The 17,111-nt window shown below is 69.5% G+C and carries 14 protein-coding genes; 9 read left to right on the top strand and 5 right to left on the bottom strand.

Annotated elements, in window-relative coordinates:
• Window position 1: 1 nt before the first annotated feature.
• Genes RMP06_RS16110 through RMP06_RS16095 form a run of 4 tightly spaced genes read left to right on the top strand, consistent with a single transcriptional unit; the run spans window position 2 to window position 5,247 of the window.
• The gene (locus RMP06_RS16110) at window positions 2-817 is read left to right on the top strand and encodes a branched-chain amino acid ABC transporter permease (protein WP_310462805.1); all 816 of its coding nucleotides are present in this window, start codon (window positions 2-4) and stop codon (window positions 815-817) included.
• A 16-nt stretch (window positions 818-833) separates the two neighbouring features.
• Window positions 834-2,765: a branched-chain amino acid ABC transporter ATP-binding protein/permease gene (locus tag RMP06_RS16105; RefSeq protein ID WP_310462804.1), complete on the top strand. Its 1,932-nt coding sequence runs from the start codon at window positions 834-836 to the stop codon at window positions 2,763-2,765.
• A gap of 30 nt (window positions 2,766-2,795) precedes the next feature.
• Entirely contained in the window at window positions 2,796-3,518 is a 723-nt protein-coding gene (locus RMP06_RS16100) for an ABC transporter ATP-binding protein (RefSeq protein ID WP_310462803.1), read from the top strand.
• 22 nt (window positions 3,519-3,540) lie between these two features.
• Window positions 3,541-5,247 (top strand): glycoside hydrolase family 3 protein, encoded by a 1,707-nt coding sequence (locus RMP06_RS16095; protein ID WP_310462802.1) that lies wholly within the window; start codon window positions 3,541-3,543, stop codon window positions 5,245-5,247.
• Between the two features lie 6 nt (window positions 5,248-5,253).
• Here RMP06_RS16095 and RMP06_RS16090 read toward each other — a convergent pair whose 3' ends face one another.
• Genes RMP06_RS16090 through RMP06_RS16080 form a run of 3 tightly spaced genes read right to left on the bottom strand, consistent with a single transcriptional unit; the run spans window position 5,254 to window position 8,693 of the window.
• Window positions 5,254-6,591 carry a glycerate kinase type-2 family protein gene (locus tag RMP06_RS16090; protein ID WP_310462801.1) on the bottom strand — a complete coding sequence of 446 codons (1,338 nt, stop codon included), beginning with the start codon at window positions 6,589-6,591 and terminating at the stop codon, window positions 5,254-5,256.
• A gap of 9 nt (window positions 6,592-6,600) precedes the next feature.
• On the bottom strand, window positions 6,601-7,578 hold the full coding sequence (locus tag RMP06_RS16085) for a tripartite tricarboxylate transporter substrate binding protein (protein ID WP_310462800.1): 978 nt from the start codon (window positions 7,576-7,578) through the stop codon (window positions 6,601-6,603).
• Window positions 7,579-7,625: 47 nt separating this feature from the next.
• Entirely contained in the window at window positions 7,626-8,693 is a 1,068-nt protein-coding gene (locus RMP06_RS16080) for a tartrate dehydrogenase (RefSeq protein ID WP_310462799.1), read from the bottom strand.
• A gap of 106 nt (window positions 8,694-8,799) precedes the next feature.
• Between RMP06_RS16080 and RMP06_RS16075 the strand changes: the two genes are divergently transcribed.
• Window positions 8,800-9,711 carry a LysR substrate-binding domain-containing protein gene (locus tag RMP06_RS16075; protein ID WP_310462798.1) on the top strand — a complete coding sequence of 304 codons (912 nt, stop codon included), beginning with the start codon at window positions 8,800-8,802 and terminating at the stop codon, window positions 9,709-9,711.
• On the opposite strand, the gene RMP06_RS16070 is transcribed toward RMP06_RS16075, so the two are convergent.
• Window positions 9,700-10,629: a LysR family transcriptional regulator gene (locus tag RMP06_RS16070; protein ID WP_310462812.1), complete on the bottom strand. Its 930-nt coding sequence runs from the start codon at window positions 10,627-10,629 to the stop codon at window positions 9,700-9,702. The two genes, RMP06_RS16075 and RMP06_RS16070, sit on opposite strands and share 12 nt — an antisense overlap.
• A gap of 91 nt (window positions 10,630-10,720) precedes the next feature.
• On the opposite strand from RMP06_RS16070, the gene RMP06_RS16065 reads away from it, so the two are divergent.
• From RMP06_RS16065 to RMP06_RS16050, 4 genes are all read left to right on the top strand, one after another.
• Window positions 10,721-11,635 (top strand): alpha/beta fold hydrolase, encoded by a 915-nt coding sequence (locus RMP06_RS16065; RefSeq protein WP_310462797.1) that lies wholly within the window; start codon window positions 10,721-10,723, stop codon window positions 11,633-11,635.
• Window positions 11,632-13,074 (top strand): 3-isopropylmalate dehydratase large subunit, encoded by a 1,443-nt coding sequence (gene leuC / locus RMP06_RS16060; RefSeq protein ID WP_310462796.1) that lies wholly within the window; start codon window positions 11,632-11,634, stop codon window positions 13,072-13,074. The genes RMP06_RS16065 and leuC overlap by 4 nt, the downstream gene beginning before the upstream one ends.
• On the top strand, window positions 13,067-13,714 hold the full coding sequence (gene leuD / locus RMP06_RS16055) for a 3-isopropylmalate dehydratase small subunit (protein ID WP_310462795.1): 648 nt from the start codon (window positions 13,067-13,069) through the stop codon (window positions 13,712-13,714). The genes leuC and leuD overlap by 8 nt, the downstream gene beginning before the upstream one ends.
• 175 nt (window positions 13,715-13,889) lie before the next feature.
• On the top strand, window positions 13,890-15,911 hold the full coding sequence (locus RMP06_RS16050) for a PKD domain-containing protein (protein WP_310462794.1): 2,022 nt from the start codon (window positions 13,890-13,892) through the stop codon (window positions 15,909-15,911).
• Window positions 15,912-15,992: 81 nt separating this feature from the next.
• Here the strand turns inward: RMP06_RS16050 and RMP06_RS16045 are convergent, their stop codons facing one another.
• Window positions 15,993-17,087: an ABC transporter substrate-binding protein gene (locus RMP06_RS16045; protein ID WP_409050184.1), complete on the bottom strand. Its 1,095-nt coding sequence runs from the start codon at window positions 17,085-17,087 to the stop codon at window positions 15,993-15,995.
• Between the last annotated feature and the right edge of the window lie 24 nt (window positions 17,088-17,111).

Below are 17,111 nucleotides of genomic sequence, written 5' to 3'. Positions count from 1 at the left end.
CATCGCCTTCGGCTACCAGCTCACCTTCGCCACCTCCGACACGCTGAACTTCGGCCAGGGCGACGCCCTGATGCTGGGGGCGCTGGTCGGGCTGTCGCTGGTGGGCTGGGGCGTCAACTACTGGCTGATGATCCCGCTGGTCTGCCTGTTCGGGGTGGTGCAGGGCGCGGTGGTCGAGCGCATCGGCGTGCGCCCGGCCATCAAGATGAAGAGCGAGTTCGGCTGGATCATGTCCACCATCGCGCTGGGCATCATCTTCAAGAACGTGGCCGAGAACGTCTGGGGCCGCGACGACCTGAAGTTCCCGTCGCCGCTGCCGGAAGCGCCGCTGCACTTCCTCGGCGCCAACGTGCTGCCGATGGAAATCCTGGTGGTGGTGGGTGCGCTGCTGATGATGCTGGCGGTGGAGCTGTTCAACCGCCGCTCCATCTACGGCAAGGCGGTCGTCGCCACCTTCAACGACCGCGACGCCGCCAAGCTCATGGGCATCAACACGGGGCTGGTGATCACGTTCTCGTATGCGCTGTCGTCGCTGACCGCCGCGTTCGCCGGCGTGCTGATCGCGCCGCTGACGCTGACCGGCGCCACGATGGGCTCGGTGCTCGGCCTGAAGGCATTCGCGGTGGCCATCATCGGCGGGCTGACGAGCGGCATGGGCATCGTGGTCGGCGGCGTCATCCTCGGCGTGGCCGAGACAACCACCGGCTTCTATCTCTCCACCGGCTACAAGGATGTGCCCGGTCTGGTGCTGCTGCTGATCGTGCTGGCCGTCAAGCCCGCGGGTCTGTTCGGCAAGTCGGCGATCAAGAAGGTCTGAACGGATACCCGACAACATGAAGCCCCAACAACTCATCGCCGCGGCGGTCGCGGTGGCGGCGCTGGTCGCCTTCCCGGTCGCGGTCGGCAACCCGTACTACATCCACCTGGTCGAGACCATCATGATCTACGCGATCGTGCTGTTCGGCCTCGACATCGTCGTCGGCTACACCGGCCAGGTCTCGCTGGGCCACGCCGGCCTGTTCGGCATCGGCGCCTACACCGCCGGCGTGCTGGTGATGAAGCTCGGTGCCTCGCTGTGGCTCACGCTGCCGGCGGCCGTCGCCATCACCGCCGGCTTCGGCGCGCTGCTGGCGCTGCCGGCGCTGCGGGTCAGCGGGCCGTACCTGGCGATGGTGACGCTGGCCTTCGGCACCATCATCCAGATCCTCATCAACGAGATGACCTTCCTCACCGAAGGCCCGATGGGCATCACGCTGACCAAGCCCAGCCTGTTCGGCCACCGGCTGAACGAGACCGAGTACTTCTGGGTCGTGGTGGTGATGCTGCTGGCTTCGCTGGTCTTCGTCCACCGCGTGCTGCGCTCGCATCTGGGCCGGGCGTTCGAGGCGCTGCGTGGCAGCCCGGTGGCGTCGGACTGCATGGGCGTGTCGGTCTACAAGTACAAGGTCTACGCCTTCGTCATCAGCGCCGGGCTGGCGGGTCTGGCCGGGGCGCTGTATGCGTACTCCGAGCAGTACATCTCGCCCAACACCTACAACTTCGAGCAGACCGTGCTCTTCCTGCTGGCCGTCATCATGGGCGGCCGCAAGACCCGCACGGGTGCGCTGCTGGGCGCCACCATCATCGTGATGCTGCCCAAGCTGCTCGATGACCTGGGCCTGTTCCGCATCGTCTCGGTGCTGCTGGCGGTGGTCGTGGCGGTGGCGGTCGGGGTGGCGTACAAGCGCGGCAAGTTCACGCTGAAGGACGCCCTGATCCCCGTGGTCGGCAGCGTCGCGCTGGCCGGGCTGTCGTTCAAGCTGCAGACCATGACCGACTGGCGTCTGTCGGTGTTCGGGCTGATCACGCTGTTCGTCGTGTACTACCTGCAGGACGGCATCGTCGGCTTCGTGCGCAATGCGCTGAACCTGCGTGGCCACGGCGCCACCGATGCCGACGAGGCCGCGCAGATGGCGCCGAACGGCGATGCGCTCAGCCAGGCAGCCGGGCGCGGCGATGGCGGCACGCTGCTGGAAGCCAAGGGCATCCTGATGCAGTTCGGTGGTCTGAAGGCGCTCAACAATGTCGATCTGACCGTCCGTCGCGGCACCATCCACGGCCTGATCGGCCCGAACGGCTCGGGCAAGAGCACGATGATGAACGTGCTCACCGGCATCTACGTGCCGACCGCCGGCAGCGTCAGCTTTGCTGGTACCGCGCAGGTGGGCCGCACCTCGTCCGACATCGCGCTGTCCGGCATCGCCCGCACGTTCCAGAACGTCCAGCTCTTCGGCGAGATGACCGCGCTGCAGAACGTGATGGTCGGCCTGCACCACACCTTCCACAGCACGCTGCCCGAGGTGGCGCTGCACCTGCCGCGCTACCTGCGCGAGAACCACGACGCCAGCGCCCGGGCGACCGGCCTGCTGCGCTTCGTCGGCCTGTCCGATCTGGCCGGCGAGGAAGCCCGCAACCTGCCGTATGGCAAGCAGCGCCTGCTGGAAATCGCCCGTGCGCTGGCACTGGACCCGCAACTGCTGCTGCTCGACGAGCCGGCCGCCGGCCTGACCGCGCCCGACATCAAGGAGCTGCTGGCGATCATCCAGAAGATCCGCGAGCACGGCGTGACCGTGATCCTGATCGAGCACCACATGGACGTGGTGATGAGCCTGTGCGACACCGTCTCGGTGCTCGACTTCGGCCAGAAGATCGCCGAGGGCGTGCCCGCTGCGGTGCAGGCCGACGAAAAGGTCATCGAAGCCTACCTCGGCGGCCAGGCGGCCTGACCGGCACACAGCGGACGAACAGGATCTCCCATGTTGACCATCAAGAACCTCAGCGCCGGCTACGGCAAGGTCCAGGTGCTGCACGGCATCTCCATCGACGTCCCTCGGGGCAAGGTGGTGACGCTGATCGGCTCCAACGGCGCCGGCAAGACCACGACGATGCGCGCCATCAGCGGCATGATCGCGCCCACCGGCGGCGAGATCAGCCTGAACGGCCAGCGCATCGACGGCAAGGAGCCGTTCCACATCGCCCGCCTCGGGCTGGCGCATTCGCCCGAGGGCCGGCGCGTCTTCGCCACGATGACGGTGTCGGACAACCTGCTGCTCGGTGCGTTTCCGCGCATGACCGGCGCCCGGCCGCGGGGCGATGTGGCCAGGGACCTGGAGCGGGCGATGGAGCTGTTCCCGCGCCTGAAGGAACGCCGCCAGCAGCTCGCTGGCACGCTCTCCGGCGGCGAGCAGCAGATGCTGGCGATGGCACGGGCGGTGATGCTGAACCCTGACGTGGTGCTGCTCGACGAGCCGTCGATGGGCCTCGCGCCGATCCTCGTGGAAGAGGTGTTCCGCATCATCGCCCGGCTGAAGAGCGAGGGCGTGACGATGCTGCTGGTCGAGCAGTTCGCTGCCGCCGCGCTGGCGGTGGCCGACTACGGCTACGTGCTGGAGAACGGCCGCATCAACGTCCACGGCCCGGCGGAGAAGCTGCGCAACGACCCGGCCGTCAAGGCGGCTTATCTGGGTGGCGGTCACTGACGACGGGCTGACAGAATGGGGCATGACCACGCCCCCGCTTTCGCCTTCCTCCACGCTCGACGCGCTGCGCCGGGCGCCGTTCCACCTCGATGACACGGGCATCGCCTGGGTCGCCGACAAGCTGCGCACGCTGTCCACCGAGCAGAAGGTGCGCCAGCTCTTCAACGCCGCCGCCCACGGTGACAACGCCGAGGCGGTCGCCGCACTGGCGGGTCACGCGGTCGGCGGTGTCACCCGCTTCGGCGGCACGGACCTCGATGCGAGCTGGCGTGCCACTCGGGCGCTGATCGAGCGCAGCGAGATTCCCTTGCTGATCAGCGGTGACATCGAGGGCGGCGCGATCGGCCTGCCGTTCGGCACCGCGCTGCCCAACCAGCTCGGGCTGGCGGCGACCGGCTCCACCGCGCTGGCCGAGCAAGCCGTCGCGGTGCTCGCCGCCGAGGCGCGGGCGATGGGCTACAACTGGACGTTCACGCCGGTCGTCGATCTCAACGCTGCCTTCCGCAGCGCGATTGTCGCCACGCGCTCCTACGGCTCGGATGCGGACACCGTGCTTGCGCAGGCCCGCGTCAACGTCGCCACCTTCCAGCGCCACGGCATCGCCGCCACCGCCAAGCACTGGCCGGGCGAAGGCTTCGACGACCGCGACCAGCACCTCGTCACCACGGTCAACCCGCTGGACATGCCCGCGTGGCGCGAACGCTTCGGGCGGATCTACCGCGGCCTGATCGACGACGGGCTGATGACGGTGATGTCGGCGCACATCGCGCTGCCGGCCTATGCGCAGCAGCACGGCGCGAGCGGGCTGGAGTTGTACCGCCCGGCGTGTGTGTCGCGCTTCCTCAATGAAGACCTGCTGCGCGGCGAACTCGGCTTCAACGGCCTGATCGTCTCGGACGCGAGTGGCATGGCGGGACTGTCGGCCTGGGCGGATCGCGCCGAGTGCATTCCCGAGGTGATCGCCAATGGCTGCGACGTGCTGCTCTTCCCCAGCCCGTTCGAGGCGGATTTCGGGCATGTGATGCGGGCGCTGTCGGACGGCCGACTCACCGAGGCGCGGGTCGAGGAGGCCGTGACCCGCGTGCTCGGCCTGAAGGCAGCACTGGGGCTGCACCGCAAGACCGTGGACGAGCTGCTGCCGCCGCTGGAGACGGCCCGCGCCGTGGTCCGCCAGCCGGCACACCTTGACGTGGAGCGCCGTGTCGCCAGTGCGAGCGTGACGCTGGTGAAGGACGTGCGCGGGCTGCTGCCGCTCAGCGTCGAGCGCCACCGCCGCATCGTCGTCGTCACCGACCCGACGCGCGGTGGTTTCGCTGGACAAGCCCCGAAGGCACTCGAAGTCACCGCGCTGCTGGCGGCGCAGGGCTTCGAGGTGCGCACCTTCGATCCCGCGCAGCCGCCAACACCGGCCGACACCGACCTCGTGCTCTACCTGCTGGCGCAGGAGTCGCTGCTGGCGCAGTCGCACATCTACCTGGATTGGGCGCAGGTCCACGGCGACTGGAAGGGGTCCATGCGGCGCTTCTGGCACGAGCTGCCGTGTGCGCTGGTGTCGTTCGGCCAGCCGTACTACCTGTACGACGCGCCGCGCATGCCCTGTGTCGTCAACGCCTACACGGCGGCTTCGCCCGTGCAGCACGCGGTGGTGCGCAAGCTGCTGGGCGAAGAGGCGTTCACGGGGATCAGCCCGGTGGATGCGTTCTGTGGGTTGCCGGACGCCGCGTACTGAAGCGAATCACGGACGGGCGGTGATCAGGATCGCCCGGAAGTCGTTGACGTTCGTCAGCGTCGGTCCGGTCACCACCGAGTCGCCGATGGCTTGAAAGAATCCGTGGCCGTCGTGCCGGTCGAGGCAGGTGCGCGGGTTCAGCCCCGCCGCCCAGGCGCGGACCAGCGTGTCGGGGTGCAGCACGGCGCCCGCGATCGGCTCCAGCCCGTCGATGCCGTCCGTGTCGGCGGCCAGCGCCCAGACGCCCGGCTCGCTGTTCAGCGCGACACCGAGCGACAGCAGGAACTCGACGTTGCGCCCGCCGCGTCCCAGATTGGCCGCAGCGGCGGCGTCCGTCGGCAACGTCACCGTGCTTTCACCGCCGCTGAGCAGCACACACGGCGCGGCGAACGGGTGGCCGTGGCGGGCGGTCTGGCGGGCGAGTCCGGCCAGCGTCGTGCCCATGGCGCGGGCCTCGCCTTCGAGGTCATCGCCGAGCACCCAGGGCGTGATCCCGGCGGCACGGGCGACCTCCGCCGCCGCTTCCAGCGAGGCACGCGGCGCGGCGACGGTGGTGCAGGTGTGCCCCGCGAGCCGCACGTCGCCGGGCTTGACCGACTCGGCCGCCCCGCTGCGCAGCCGCGCCATCACCGCGTCCGGCAGCGCGATCCGGTAACGCGCCAGCGTCGCCAGCGCGTCGGCGCAGGTGGTCGGGTCGGCGACGGTCGGGCCGGAGGCGATGTCGATCGGGTCGTCGCCCGGCACGTCGGAGATCAGCAGCGTGTGGACCGTCGCCGGGTGGCACAGCGCCGCGAGCCGGCCGCCCTTGAGTGCCGACAGGTGGCGCCGCACCAGGTTCATCTCGCCGATGCCCGCGCCGCTGGCGAGCAGGGCGCGGTGGACGGCCTGCTTGTCGTCGAGCGTCAGCCCCTCGTCGGGCGCGACCAGCAGCGCCGAGCCGCCACCCGAGATCAGCGCGACCACCACGTCGTCGGCCGACAAGCCGGTGACCCGCTTGCGCAGACGCTGTGCGGCGACCAGCCCGGCGTTGTCCGGCACCGGGTGCGAGGCTTCGACGATCTCGACGTGTTCGCACGGGGCGCCGTGGCCGTAGCGCGTGATCACCAGCCCCTCGACCGCCACGCCCTGCCGCCGGTAATGCGCCTCGGCCACCTGCGCCATCTCCGCCGACGCCTTGCCGGCGCCGATCACGATCAGCCGGCCCTTGGCGGGTGCGGCGGGCAGGTGCGGCGGCAGGCAGCGTGCGGGTTGCGCGGCGGCGACGGCCGCATCGAACATCGCCCGCAGCAGCGCGGCAGGGTTGGTGGGCGGGACGGGGGAAGGGGTGGTGGTCGGCGTGTGCATCCCGCTATTTCACTCGATGACGACCTTCGCGTCCTTCACCAGCTTGGCAAATTTCTCCATGTCGTCGTGGATCTGCTTGCCCATCTGCTCGGCGGTGTTGCCGATCGGCTCGGCTCCGATCTCTTCCATGCGCTTGCGGAAGTCGGGCGACTGGATGATCTTCACGGCCTCGGTGTTCAGGCGCGCCACGATGTCCTTCGGCGTCGCCACTGGGGCCAGCACGCCGAACCAGGTGCCGATGTCGAAGCCCTTCAGCCCCGCCTCGGCCAGCGTCGGCACGTCCGGCAGCGCGGACGACCGCTTGCCCGTCGTCACCGCCAGGGCCTTGAGCTTGCCGGACTTGATGTGCGGCAGCACGGGCGTGATGGTGTCGAAGGACATCGTCACCTGACCGCCGATCAGGTCGGTGGTCAGCGGGCCGCTGCCCTTGTAGGGGATGTGGGTGATCTCGATGCCGGTCAGGTTCTCGAACTGCGTCCCGATCAGGTGCTGGGCGGTGCCGTTGCCGTTGGAGCCGTAGTTGAGCTGGTTAGGCTTGGCCTTGGCCTGCGCGACGAGATCGGCGACGTTCTTCGCCGGGTTGTTGGCGTTGACCACGAGCACATTGGGCACCAGCGCGACGGTGGTGATCGGCGCGAAGTCCTTCTGCAGGTCGTAAGGCACCTTCTTGAACACCGCCGGGGCGATGGTGTGGTGGATCGCACCCATCAGCAGCGTGTAGCCGTCCGGCTTGGACTTGGCCACGTAGTCGGCGCCGAGCGTGGCGCCCGCACCGGGCTTGCTCTCGACGATGATGGTCTGGCCGAGCGCAGTGCCAAGCTTGTCGGCCAGCGAGCGCGCCAGCACGTCGGTCGTGCCGCCAGCCGGGAAGGGCACGACGAGCGTGATCGGCTTGGCGGCGGGCCAGCTCTGGGCGCTCGCTGCGGTGGCGAAGGCGGCCAGCACCAGGGCGGCGGCGGTCTGGGGAATCTGGGGAATCTTGTTCATGGGGTTGTCTCCTCGCACGGGGTGAGTCTTGGCGGGGTCTGGCGGGTTCAGCGCGCCAGCAGCTCGCACACCGCCTGCGTCACGGCGGCGGTGGTGGCCGTGCCGCCCAGGTCGCCGGTGTGCAGCGCGGGGTTGGCGGTGACCTGCTCGATGGCGGCCATCAGGCGCTGGGCGGCTTCGGGTTCGCCGATGTGCTCCAGCAGCATCACGCAGCTCCAGAACGTGCCGACCGGGTTCGCCAGTCCCTTGCCCATGATGTCGAAGGCGGAGCCGTGGATCGGCTCGAACATCGACGGGTAGCGGCGCTCGGGGTCGATGTTGCCGGTCGGCGCGATCCCCAGGCTGCCGGCGAGTGCGGCGGCCAGATCGCTCAGGATGTCGGCGTGCAGGTTGGTGGCGACGAGGGTGTCGAGCGTGGCGGGGCGGTTGACCATGCGCGCGGTGCAGGCGTCCACGATCTCCTTGTCCCAGCGCACGTCGGGGAACTCCTGCGCGACCTGGGCGGCGATCTCGTCCCACATCACCATCGCGTGGCGCTGCGCGTTGCTCTTGGTGACGACGGTCAGCAGCTTGCGCGGCCGGCTCTGCGCCAGCTTGAAGGCGAAGCGCATGATCCGCTCGACGCCGACGCGGGTCATCATCGTCACGTCGGTGGCGGCCTCGATCGGGTGGCCCTGGTGGACGCGGCCACCGACGCCGGAGTATTCGCCTTCCGAGTTCTCGCGCACGATGACCCAGTTCAGGTCTTCGGGCCGGCAACGCTTCAGCGGCGCGTCGATGCCGGGCAGGATGCGCGTCGGGCGCACGTTGGCGTACTGGTCGAAGCCCTGGCAGATCTTCAGGCGCAGGCCCCACAGCGTGATGTGGTCGGGGATCTGCGGATCGCCGGCCGAGCCGAACAGGATCGCGTCCTTGCCGCGCAGCGCGTCCAGCCCGTCGGCCGGCATCATCACGCCGTGAGCGCGGTAGTAGTCGCCGCCCCAGTCGAAGTTCTCGAAGTCGAAGCGGAAGGTGTTGCCGGAGGCCGCGAGCGCCTGGAGCACCTGCTGGCCGGCGGGCACGACTTCCTTGCCGATGCCGTCGCCCGGGATGGTTGCGATCGAGTAGGTCTTCATGGGGTGTCCTGTGGTGTGGCTGCGGGAACGAGTTGCCGCACTGTAGGGACTGGAAACCTGGCCTGCGGAGGGCTAAAGTGAAACCATCGTTCACCTGGATTCAACAATGCCCGACGCCATCCAGCCCGCCGACCTGGGCTTCTTCTCCACGCTGGCCAGTGCTGGCAGCCTGAGCGCGGCGGCGCGCGAGCTGGGCATTACCACGCCGGCCGTGAGCAAGCACCTGGCGCTGATGGAGTCGCGGCTCGGCGTGTCGCTGGTCAACCGCACGACGCGGCGCATGGGCCTCACGCCCGAGGGCGAGCGTTACCTCGAACACGCCCGGCGCATCCTCGACGAGATCGGCCACATGGAGGAGGAGCTGGGCGTGTCCCGCTCGACGCCCACCGGCCTGCTGCGCATCAACGCGACGCTCGGTTTCGGCCGCAGCCACATCGCGCCGCTGATCTCGCGGTTCCTGCGGCAATACCCGCAGGTGGAGGTGCAGCTCCAGCTCTCGGTCAACCCGCCGCCGCTGACCGACGACGCCTTCGACGTCTGCATCCGCTTCGGCGAGCCGCCGGACGCCCGCGTGATCGCGCAGCGGCTCGCCCCGAACCGGCGGCTGCTGTGCGCCGCGCCCGCCTACCTCGCCCGCCACGGCACGCCCAAGGTGCCCCACGACCTGACGCAGCACAACTGCATCGGCATCCGCCAGGGCGAGGAAGCCTACGGGCTGTGGCGGCTGTCGAGCGGGCGCGGCGGGGCCGTGACCACCGAGGCGGTGAAGACCCGCGGCACGCTGACGACCAACGACGGCGAGATCGCGGTGAACTGGGCGCTGGACGGCCACGGCATCCTGATGCGCGCCGAGTGGGACATCGACCGCTTCCTGAAGGACGGCCGGCTGGTGCAGGTGCTGCCGCAGTGCTTCACGCCGGACGCGGATGTCTACGCGGTGTATCCGCAGCGGCACCGACTGGCGGCGCGGGTGCGGGCGTTCGTGGGCTTCGTGGCGCAGTCGTTCTCAGCGCCATGAGGTCGCTGTGGTGTCCTGGCTGGTCGCCCGGTGCGGCGCGAACGTCTCGACCAGAAAGTCGATGAGCGCCCGCGTCTTGGCCGCCAGGTGACTGCGGGTGGCGAAGACGGCGTGGATGTCGGCCGGTGGCAGGCGCCAGTCCGGCAGCACCGCGCGCAGGCGCCCGCTGGCGAGGTGCGGCGCCGCTTCCCACACCGAGCGCAGCACGATGCCGTGGCCGTCCAGCGCCCAGCCGATCGCCGATTCACCGTCGTTGCTGCTGAGCCGGCCGCGCACCTTGACCGTCTCGTGCCGTGCGCCGCTGGTCAGGTGCCAGGTGCCGAAGGTCTCGTCGCCCTCGCGGATGAAGAGGCCGGCGTGGCGGGCGAGGTCGCGCGGGGTGGCCGGCTCGCCTGCGCTCTGCAGGTACTGCGGTGCGGCGCACAGCACGCGGTGGTTGTGCGCCAGCAGCCGTGTCGTGAGCCGCGCATCGGGTAGGTCACCAAAATGCACCCGCAAATCGAACCCCTGCTCCACCAGGTTCACGGGCCGGTCGGTCAGGTGCAACTGCACCTCGACCTCGGGGTGCAGCTGCACGAAGCGCGACAGCGCCGGAGCGATGTGCCGGCGCCCGAAGCCGAGTGTGGCGCTGACGCGCAGCAGCCCCTGCGGCACGGCGCGGCTGCCGGCGACCGTGCGCTCCAGTTGTTCGAGGTCTTCGAGCACGCGCGCGCCGTCCACGAGGTAGGTCTCGCCCTCCGGCGTCAGGCTCAGCCGCCGCGTGGTGCGCTGCATCAGCCGCACGCCGAGCCGGCGCTCCAGTGCGGCCAGACGCTTGCTGGCGGCGGGGGGCGTGATGCCCATCTCCTGCGCCGCGCCGGCCAGGCTGCCGCACTTGGCGACCAGGGCGAAAAAGGCGAGGTCAGAGAAGCCGTCCATGCGTGCCCGCGTCGCCATTCATTCCTTTGGCGACCGTGAGTTGTTCAACAAGGGACATTATGGTTCTGGGGTTCACGCATAGCATGACGCTATGTCCTCCGCACCCCTTTACCCCGGTTTCGAGACCCGGTCGCTGCCTACCGACGATGGCATGCAGATCCACGCCTGCATCGGCGGACAGGGACCACCCCTGCTGCTGCTCCACGGCCATCCGCAGACCCACGCGATCTGGCACCGCGTCGCGCCGGCGCTGGCCGGGCATTTCACGCTGGTGATGGCCGACCTGCGCGGCTACGGCGCGTCGTCGAAGCCGCCGGGTGACGCCGACCACGCCAACTACAGCAAGCGCACGGTGGCCCGCGACATGCTCCGGCTGATGCAGGCGCTGGGCCACGACCGCTTCGACGTGCTCGCCCACGACCGGGGCGCGCGGGTGGCGCACCGGCTGGGCATGGACCACCCCGAGGCGGTGCGTCGGCTGGTGCTGCTGGACATCGCGCCGACGCTGGCGATGTACGAGCAGACCTCGGACGCCTTCGCCCGCGCCTACTGGCACTGGTTCTTCCTGATCCAGCCCGCGCCGTTGCCCGAGCGGCTGATCGAGGCCGATCCCGCCGCCTACCTGCGCGACGTGATGGGTCGGCGCAGTGCCGGGCTGGCGCCGTTCGATCCACGTGCGCTGGCCGCCTACGAACACGGCCTGCGCCAGCCCGGTGCCGCCCACGGGCTGTGCGAGGACTACCGCGCCGCCGCTGGCATCGACCTCGACCACGACCGCACCGACCGCGACGCCGGCCGCCGCCTGTCCATGCCGCTGCTGGCGCTGTGGGGCGAGCAGGGCGTGGTGCACCGCTGCTTCGAGCCGCTGCGCGAGTGGCAGCGCGTGGCCGACGACGTGCGCGGCGGCCCCTTGCCCTGCGGCCACTACATCGCCGAAGAAGCGCCGGACGCCTTGCTGGCCCGCGTGCTGCCGTTCCTCACCGACACCCACTTTCCCATCCCATGAGCGCCCGTACCCTCTACCGCAAGCTCGTCGAGTCGCACACCGTGGCGGCGCTGGACGCGCAGAACGTGCTGCTGTTCTGCGACCTGCACCTGATGAACGAGTACACCAGCCCGCAAGCCTTCGCCGGGCTGCACGACCGGGGCCGCAGCGTGCCGGTGCCCGGCCAGAACGTCGCGGTGGTCAGCCACATCATCCCGACGCATCCGGTGCCGTCGACGCTGCGCGTGATCGCCGACCCGGCCTCGGCGCTGCAGGCCACCCACCTCGCCGCCAACTGCCGCCGCCACGGCATCCCGCTGTTCGACACCCGCGATGCGCTGCAAGGCATCGAGCATGTCGTGGCGCCCGAGCACGGCATGGTCCGCCCCGGCATGGTCATCCTCTGCGGCGACAGCCACACGACCACCTACGGCGCGCTCGGCGCACTGGGCTTCGGCATCGGCACCTCGGAGGTGGAACACGTGCTCGCCACGCAGACGCTGGTCTACCGGCTGGCGCAGGACATGTGCATCCGCGTGGACGGGGTGCTGCCGGCCGGCACCACGTCGAAGGATCTGATCCTCAGCCTCATCGGCCGCATCGGCGCGCAGGGCGCCCGCGGCTTCGTGGTCGAGTTCTGCGGCACGGCCATCGAGGCGCTGTCGATCGAGGCGCGCTTCACGCTGTGCAACATGGCGGTGGAGGCCGGTGCCCGTGGTGCGCTCATCGCCCCTGACCAGGCGGCCATCGACTACGTGCTGGCACGGGCACCGGACATCACGGGCGAGGTCCGCGACGCAGCGCTGGCGCACTGGCAGACGCTGGCAAGCGACGCCGACGCCCGCTTCGACGTGGAACACCGCTTCGACGCCGCCGAGGTGGTGCCCCACGTCACCTGGGGCACCAGCCCGGACCAGGTGCTCGCCATCACCGGGCAGGTGCCCCGGCCCGACGCCCAGCCCGACGAAGTCCGGCGCCGCAGCACCGAGCAGGCGCTGCGCTACACCCGGCTGACCGCAGGCGACGCGATCGCAGGCACGCCGGTGCAGCATGTGTTCATCGGCTCCTGCACCAACGGCCGCATCGAGGATCTGCGCGCCGCCGCCGCCGTCGTGCGCGGTCGCCATGTCGCCGAGGGCGTGCGGGCGATGGTCGTGCCTGGCTCCGGCGCGGTGAAGGCGCAGGCGGAGGCCGAGGGGCTGGCCGCGCTGTTCACCGACGCCGGGTTCGAGTGGCGCCAGCCGGGTTGCTCGATGTGCCTCGCGATGAACGACGACGTGCTGGCCGACGGCGTGCGCTGCGCCTCGACCACCAACCGCAACTTCGAGGGCCGGCAGGGGCGCGGCGCGATCACGCACCTGATGAGCCCGGCGATGGCCGCCGCCGCTGCCGTCACCGGCTGCATCACCGATGTGCGCCAGCTTGCCCTCGCCCCGAACCAGGAGCTGAACCATGTCTGACCTGAACCCCGGCCGCATCGAGGGCCGCGCCGCCGCGCTGCGCATCGAGAACCTCGACACCGACCAGATCATCCCGAAGCAATTCCTGCGCGGCATCGACAAGTCGGGCCTCGCCCCCGGCGTGCTGTACGACCAGCGTTTCGATGCCCAAGGCCAGCCGCGTCCCGACTTCGTGCTGAACCGCCCCGAATACGCCGACACGCGCATCCTGGTGGGTGGCGCCAACTTCGGCTGCGGCTCCAGCCGGGAGCACGCCGTGTGGGGCCTGCAGCAGTTCGGCATCCGCGCCGTCATCGCACCGAGCTTCGGCGAGATCTTCTACTCGAACGCGCTCAACAACGGCCTGCTGGTGGTGATGCTGCCCGAGCCGGTGATCGCTGCGCTGATGCGCGACGCTGACGACGTGGCGAACGGCCAGGTCCGCATCGACGTGCAGGCGCTGACGGTGCGCAGCGCGGGCGTCGAAGCGCCGTTTTCGCTGTCGGCGCGTCACCAGCGCATGGCGCTGGAGGGGCTGGACGTGATCGGGCTGTCGCTGACCTGCCAGGCGCAGATCGATGCGTTCACGGCGGCGCACTGGGTGCGTCATCCGTGGCTGCGTGATGTCGCAGCGGTCACGGCGGCGCGTCTGCGCCAGTGAACCGCTCGGGCGCCCCCGCCTGCTGTGGGTGCACATGACCTTCGTGATGCATCTGGCGCAATCCGATACGTCTTTGCCCATTTGATACCCTCTTCCTACAGGAAGAGTGGCAATATTTTCTTTTGAAAAACGTCAACAAAACTGTGCTTCCGAGGGGTATTGAATGAGATTTTTCGTGAAATTGCTGGCCCTGTGTCTGGCCGCAGCAGGGGGGGCGGCGCAGGCTGCTGGCAGCGCCAAGCCTGTCGTGCCCCATGTCCAGAAGGGATCTTTCCCGCAGGTGACCCTGCAGGATCGCCACTCGGGCGGGCAGCGTGCGATCGACCTGCTGGGCCCCCGTCTTCCGGAAGTGGCGGCGTGGTACCGCAAGTCGCCAGACGAGTTCAAGTCCCTGCTGCTCAATGACCGGCGCATGCGTCTCGACCAGCGCGGGCGGTTGTTCTCTGTCGACGAACTGGATGCGCCGCTGCCGGCGACGCCGGCCTCCGCGGCCAGCACCGGCCTGCTGGATGGCACCCTCGCGCCACTGGACCAGACCTTCCTGCTGCACAGCCGCCCCGGTGCCAAGCGCACCATCTACCTGAACTTCAAGGGCGCCACGCTCACCGGGACGGCCTGGAATTCGAGCGTCTCGACGATCACGGCGCTGCCCTTCGACCTCGACGGCATTCCGTACAGCTTCTCGACCACCGAGCTGCAGCGCATCCAGTACATCTGGCAGCGCGTGGCCGAGGACTACGCGCCCTTCGATGTCAACGTGACCACCGAAGCCGTCCCGGCCGATCAGATCGCCCGCACCGACAGCACCGACACCACCTTCGGCACGACGGTGCTCGTCACCAGCAGCGCTGGTGTCTACTCCTGCAGTTGTGGTGGCGTCGCCTACGTGGGCGTCTTCGACGACACGGGCGAGTACTACAAGCCCGCCCTCGTGTTCTACGACAAGCTCGGCTCGGGCAACGAGAAATACGTGGCCGAGGCCATCTCGCACGAGGCGGGCCACAACATGGGCCTGTCGCATGACGGTACCTCTGCCACCGGCTACTACAGCGGCCATGGCAGCGGCGCCACTGGCTGGGCGCCGATCATGGGGGTGGGGTACTACCAGTCGCTGGTGCAGTGGAGCAAGGGCGAGTACCTCGGCGCGAACAACACCCAGGACGACTACGCTGTGGCGCAGAGCAATGGCCTGCCGCTGCGCGTCGATGACCATGGCGACACGAACGCGACGGCGACCGTGCTCGTCGGCACCAGCAGCGGGGGAGTCACGACGGTGTCCTCGCAGGGCGTGATCGAACGCCCGACCGATGTCGACGTGTTCGCCTTTTCGGCGGCAGCGGGTCCGGTCAACGTCACGCTGACGCCGGCGGCACGGTCGGCCAACCTGGACGCGGTGGTGACGCTGCGCAACAGCGCCGGCACGGTGCTGGCCTCTGCCAACCCGGTCGATGCGCTGAACGCGACGCTGTCCGTGACGGTGCCGCTGGCCGGTACTTACTACGTGTCGGTCCAGGGCACGGGCAAGGGCGATCCCCTCTCGACTGGCTACAGCAACTACGGCAGTGTCGGCCAGTACGCCCTGGGCGTGAACTTCTACACCCCGGGCAACACCCCCCCGACCGCGGTGATCAGCGCCACGCCGACCAGCGGCACCGTGCCACTGACCGTGAGCTTCTCGGGCGCGGGGTCGAGTGACCCGGGCGGCAGCATCGCGGGCTGGAACTGGACCTTCGGGGACGGCACCAGCGCCACGGGCGTGACCACCAGCCACGTGTACAGCACGGCCGGCACCTACACCGCCCAGCTTCTGGTGACCGACAACGGCGGCCTCAGTGCCACCAGCGCGGTCACCGTCACGGTCGGCCCGGCCGCCGTGGCGATGAGCGTGGGGAACATCGCCATGTCGCTGACGGTCGCCAAGTCCGGCACGGCCAACGCCCAGGCCGCGGTGAAGGTGCTCGACAAGAACGGCCTGCCGGTGTCCGGCGCCACCGTCACCGGCAACTGGTCGGGCATCGTCAGTCAGACCAGGGCATCGGTCGTGACCGGCACGAATGGCGTGGCCACCTTCACGTCGCCCACATCGTCCAAGACCGCCCGCGGCACCTTCACCTTCACGGTGACCAGCGTGACCCGCAGCGGCTACAGCTACGTGCCGGCCTCGAACCTGGAGACCAGTGATTCGATCGCCCGCTGACACCGGCACTGCGGCGGTGACGTGACAAGGGGCGCTTCGGCGCCCCTTTGTCATGGATCAGGTCAACCGGTCAGCGGCAGCTCACTTGCCCCAGATCCGCTTGTACTGGTCCCGGTACCCGTTGTCCGGATCAAACTCGTTCTTCGGCCCGCCGTCCTTGGCGACGTTCTCGGCCGTGACCAGATGCACCTTGGGCGAGTAGCCGGACCACGCCATCTTGCTGAACGCCCGGTTCATCTCGTCCACGATCTGCCAGCCCTGCATGTTCAGCGGCTCGGGCACGGTGCCGGCCTGGAAACGCCTGGTGCGGATGCGCTGGTAGGCCGCTTCCGAGCCGTCGCCGGCCGAGACCGCCTTCGGGTTGCCATCGCCCTTCTTGCCGGCCGCCGTGAGCGACGGGCCCATGAAGTCGAAGTACAGGTCGTTGATCGCCAGCGAGTGGGTCCACTTGTCGCCGAAGCGTTGCAGCAGCGAGGTGGTGAGCTGCGGCATCCGGGTGGCGCTGTCGGCGATCGGGCTGTCCTCGAAGCTCAGCACCGTGCAGCCGCCGCACTTCTTGATGATGGCCTCCATCGCGCGGGCCTTGTAGACGGCGATCGCGTACTGGGAGTCCGTGAAGATCACCACGCCCGCCTTGCCACCCGAATCGACCACCGCCCACGACGCCGCGATGTCCGCCACGTCGTCGGTCACGGTGGTGACGTTGGCGAACAGGCCCGCCTTCTCGTTCGGGCCGGGCTTGTCCCCCGCGTGCCAGCCGACCAGCGGGATGCCGGACTTGGCGGCGTTGTCGAAGGCGACCTTCTGCTCGGTCGTGTCGAAGCCGCCGACCACGATGCCCGCCGGCTTGAGCGCCAGCGCCTGGTTCAGCGCGGCCGTGCGCCCGCTGACCGAGCCTTGGCCGTCGATCACGCGGACGTTCCAGCCGATGGCCTTGCCCGCTTCCTCGACGCCCTTGGAGACGCCGACGATGCCGCCGTTCTTCATGTCGGCGGCGACGAAGACGAGGGTCTTGCTGGCGACGGCTTTCGGGCCGGTGGTGGGGCCGTCCCAGGTCTCCTTGGTCATCGTCGCCGTGGCGATCTTCTTCTTGGCGGCGTCGAGGAAGTCGTCGGCGTGGGCTGGCGCGGTGAGGCTGCTGCAGGCCAGCGCAACGAGGCCGAGGGCCAGGTGCATGCGGATCGGGGTCATCGTCGTCTC

Origin of the sequence: Sphaerotilus sp. (assembly GCF_031429695.1) — a bacterium.
Lineage (GTDB): Bacteria > Pseudomonadota > Gammaproteobacteria > Burkholderiales > Burkholderiaceae_C > Sphaerotilus.
Note: the sequence above shows the minus strand (reverse complement) of the source record. Positions and strands in the feature narration are given on the sequence as shown.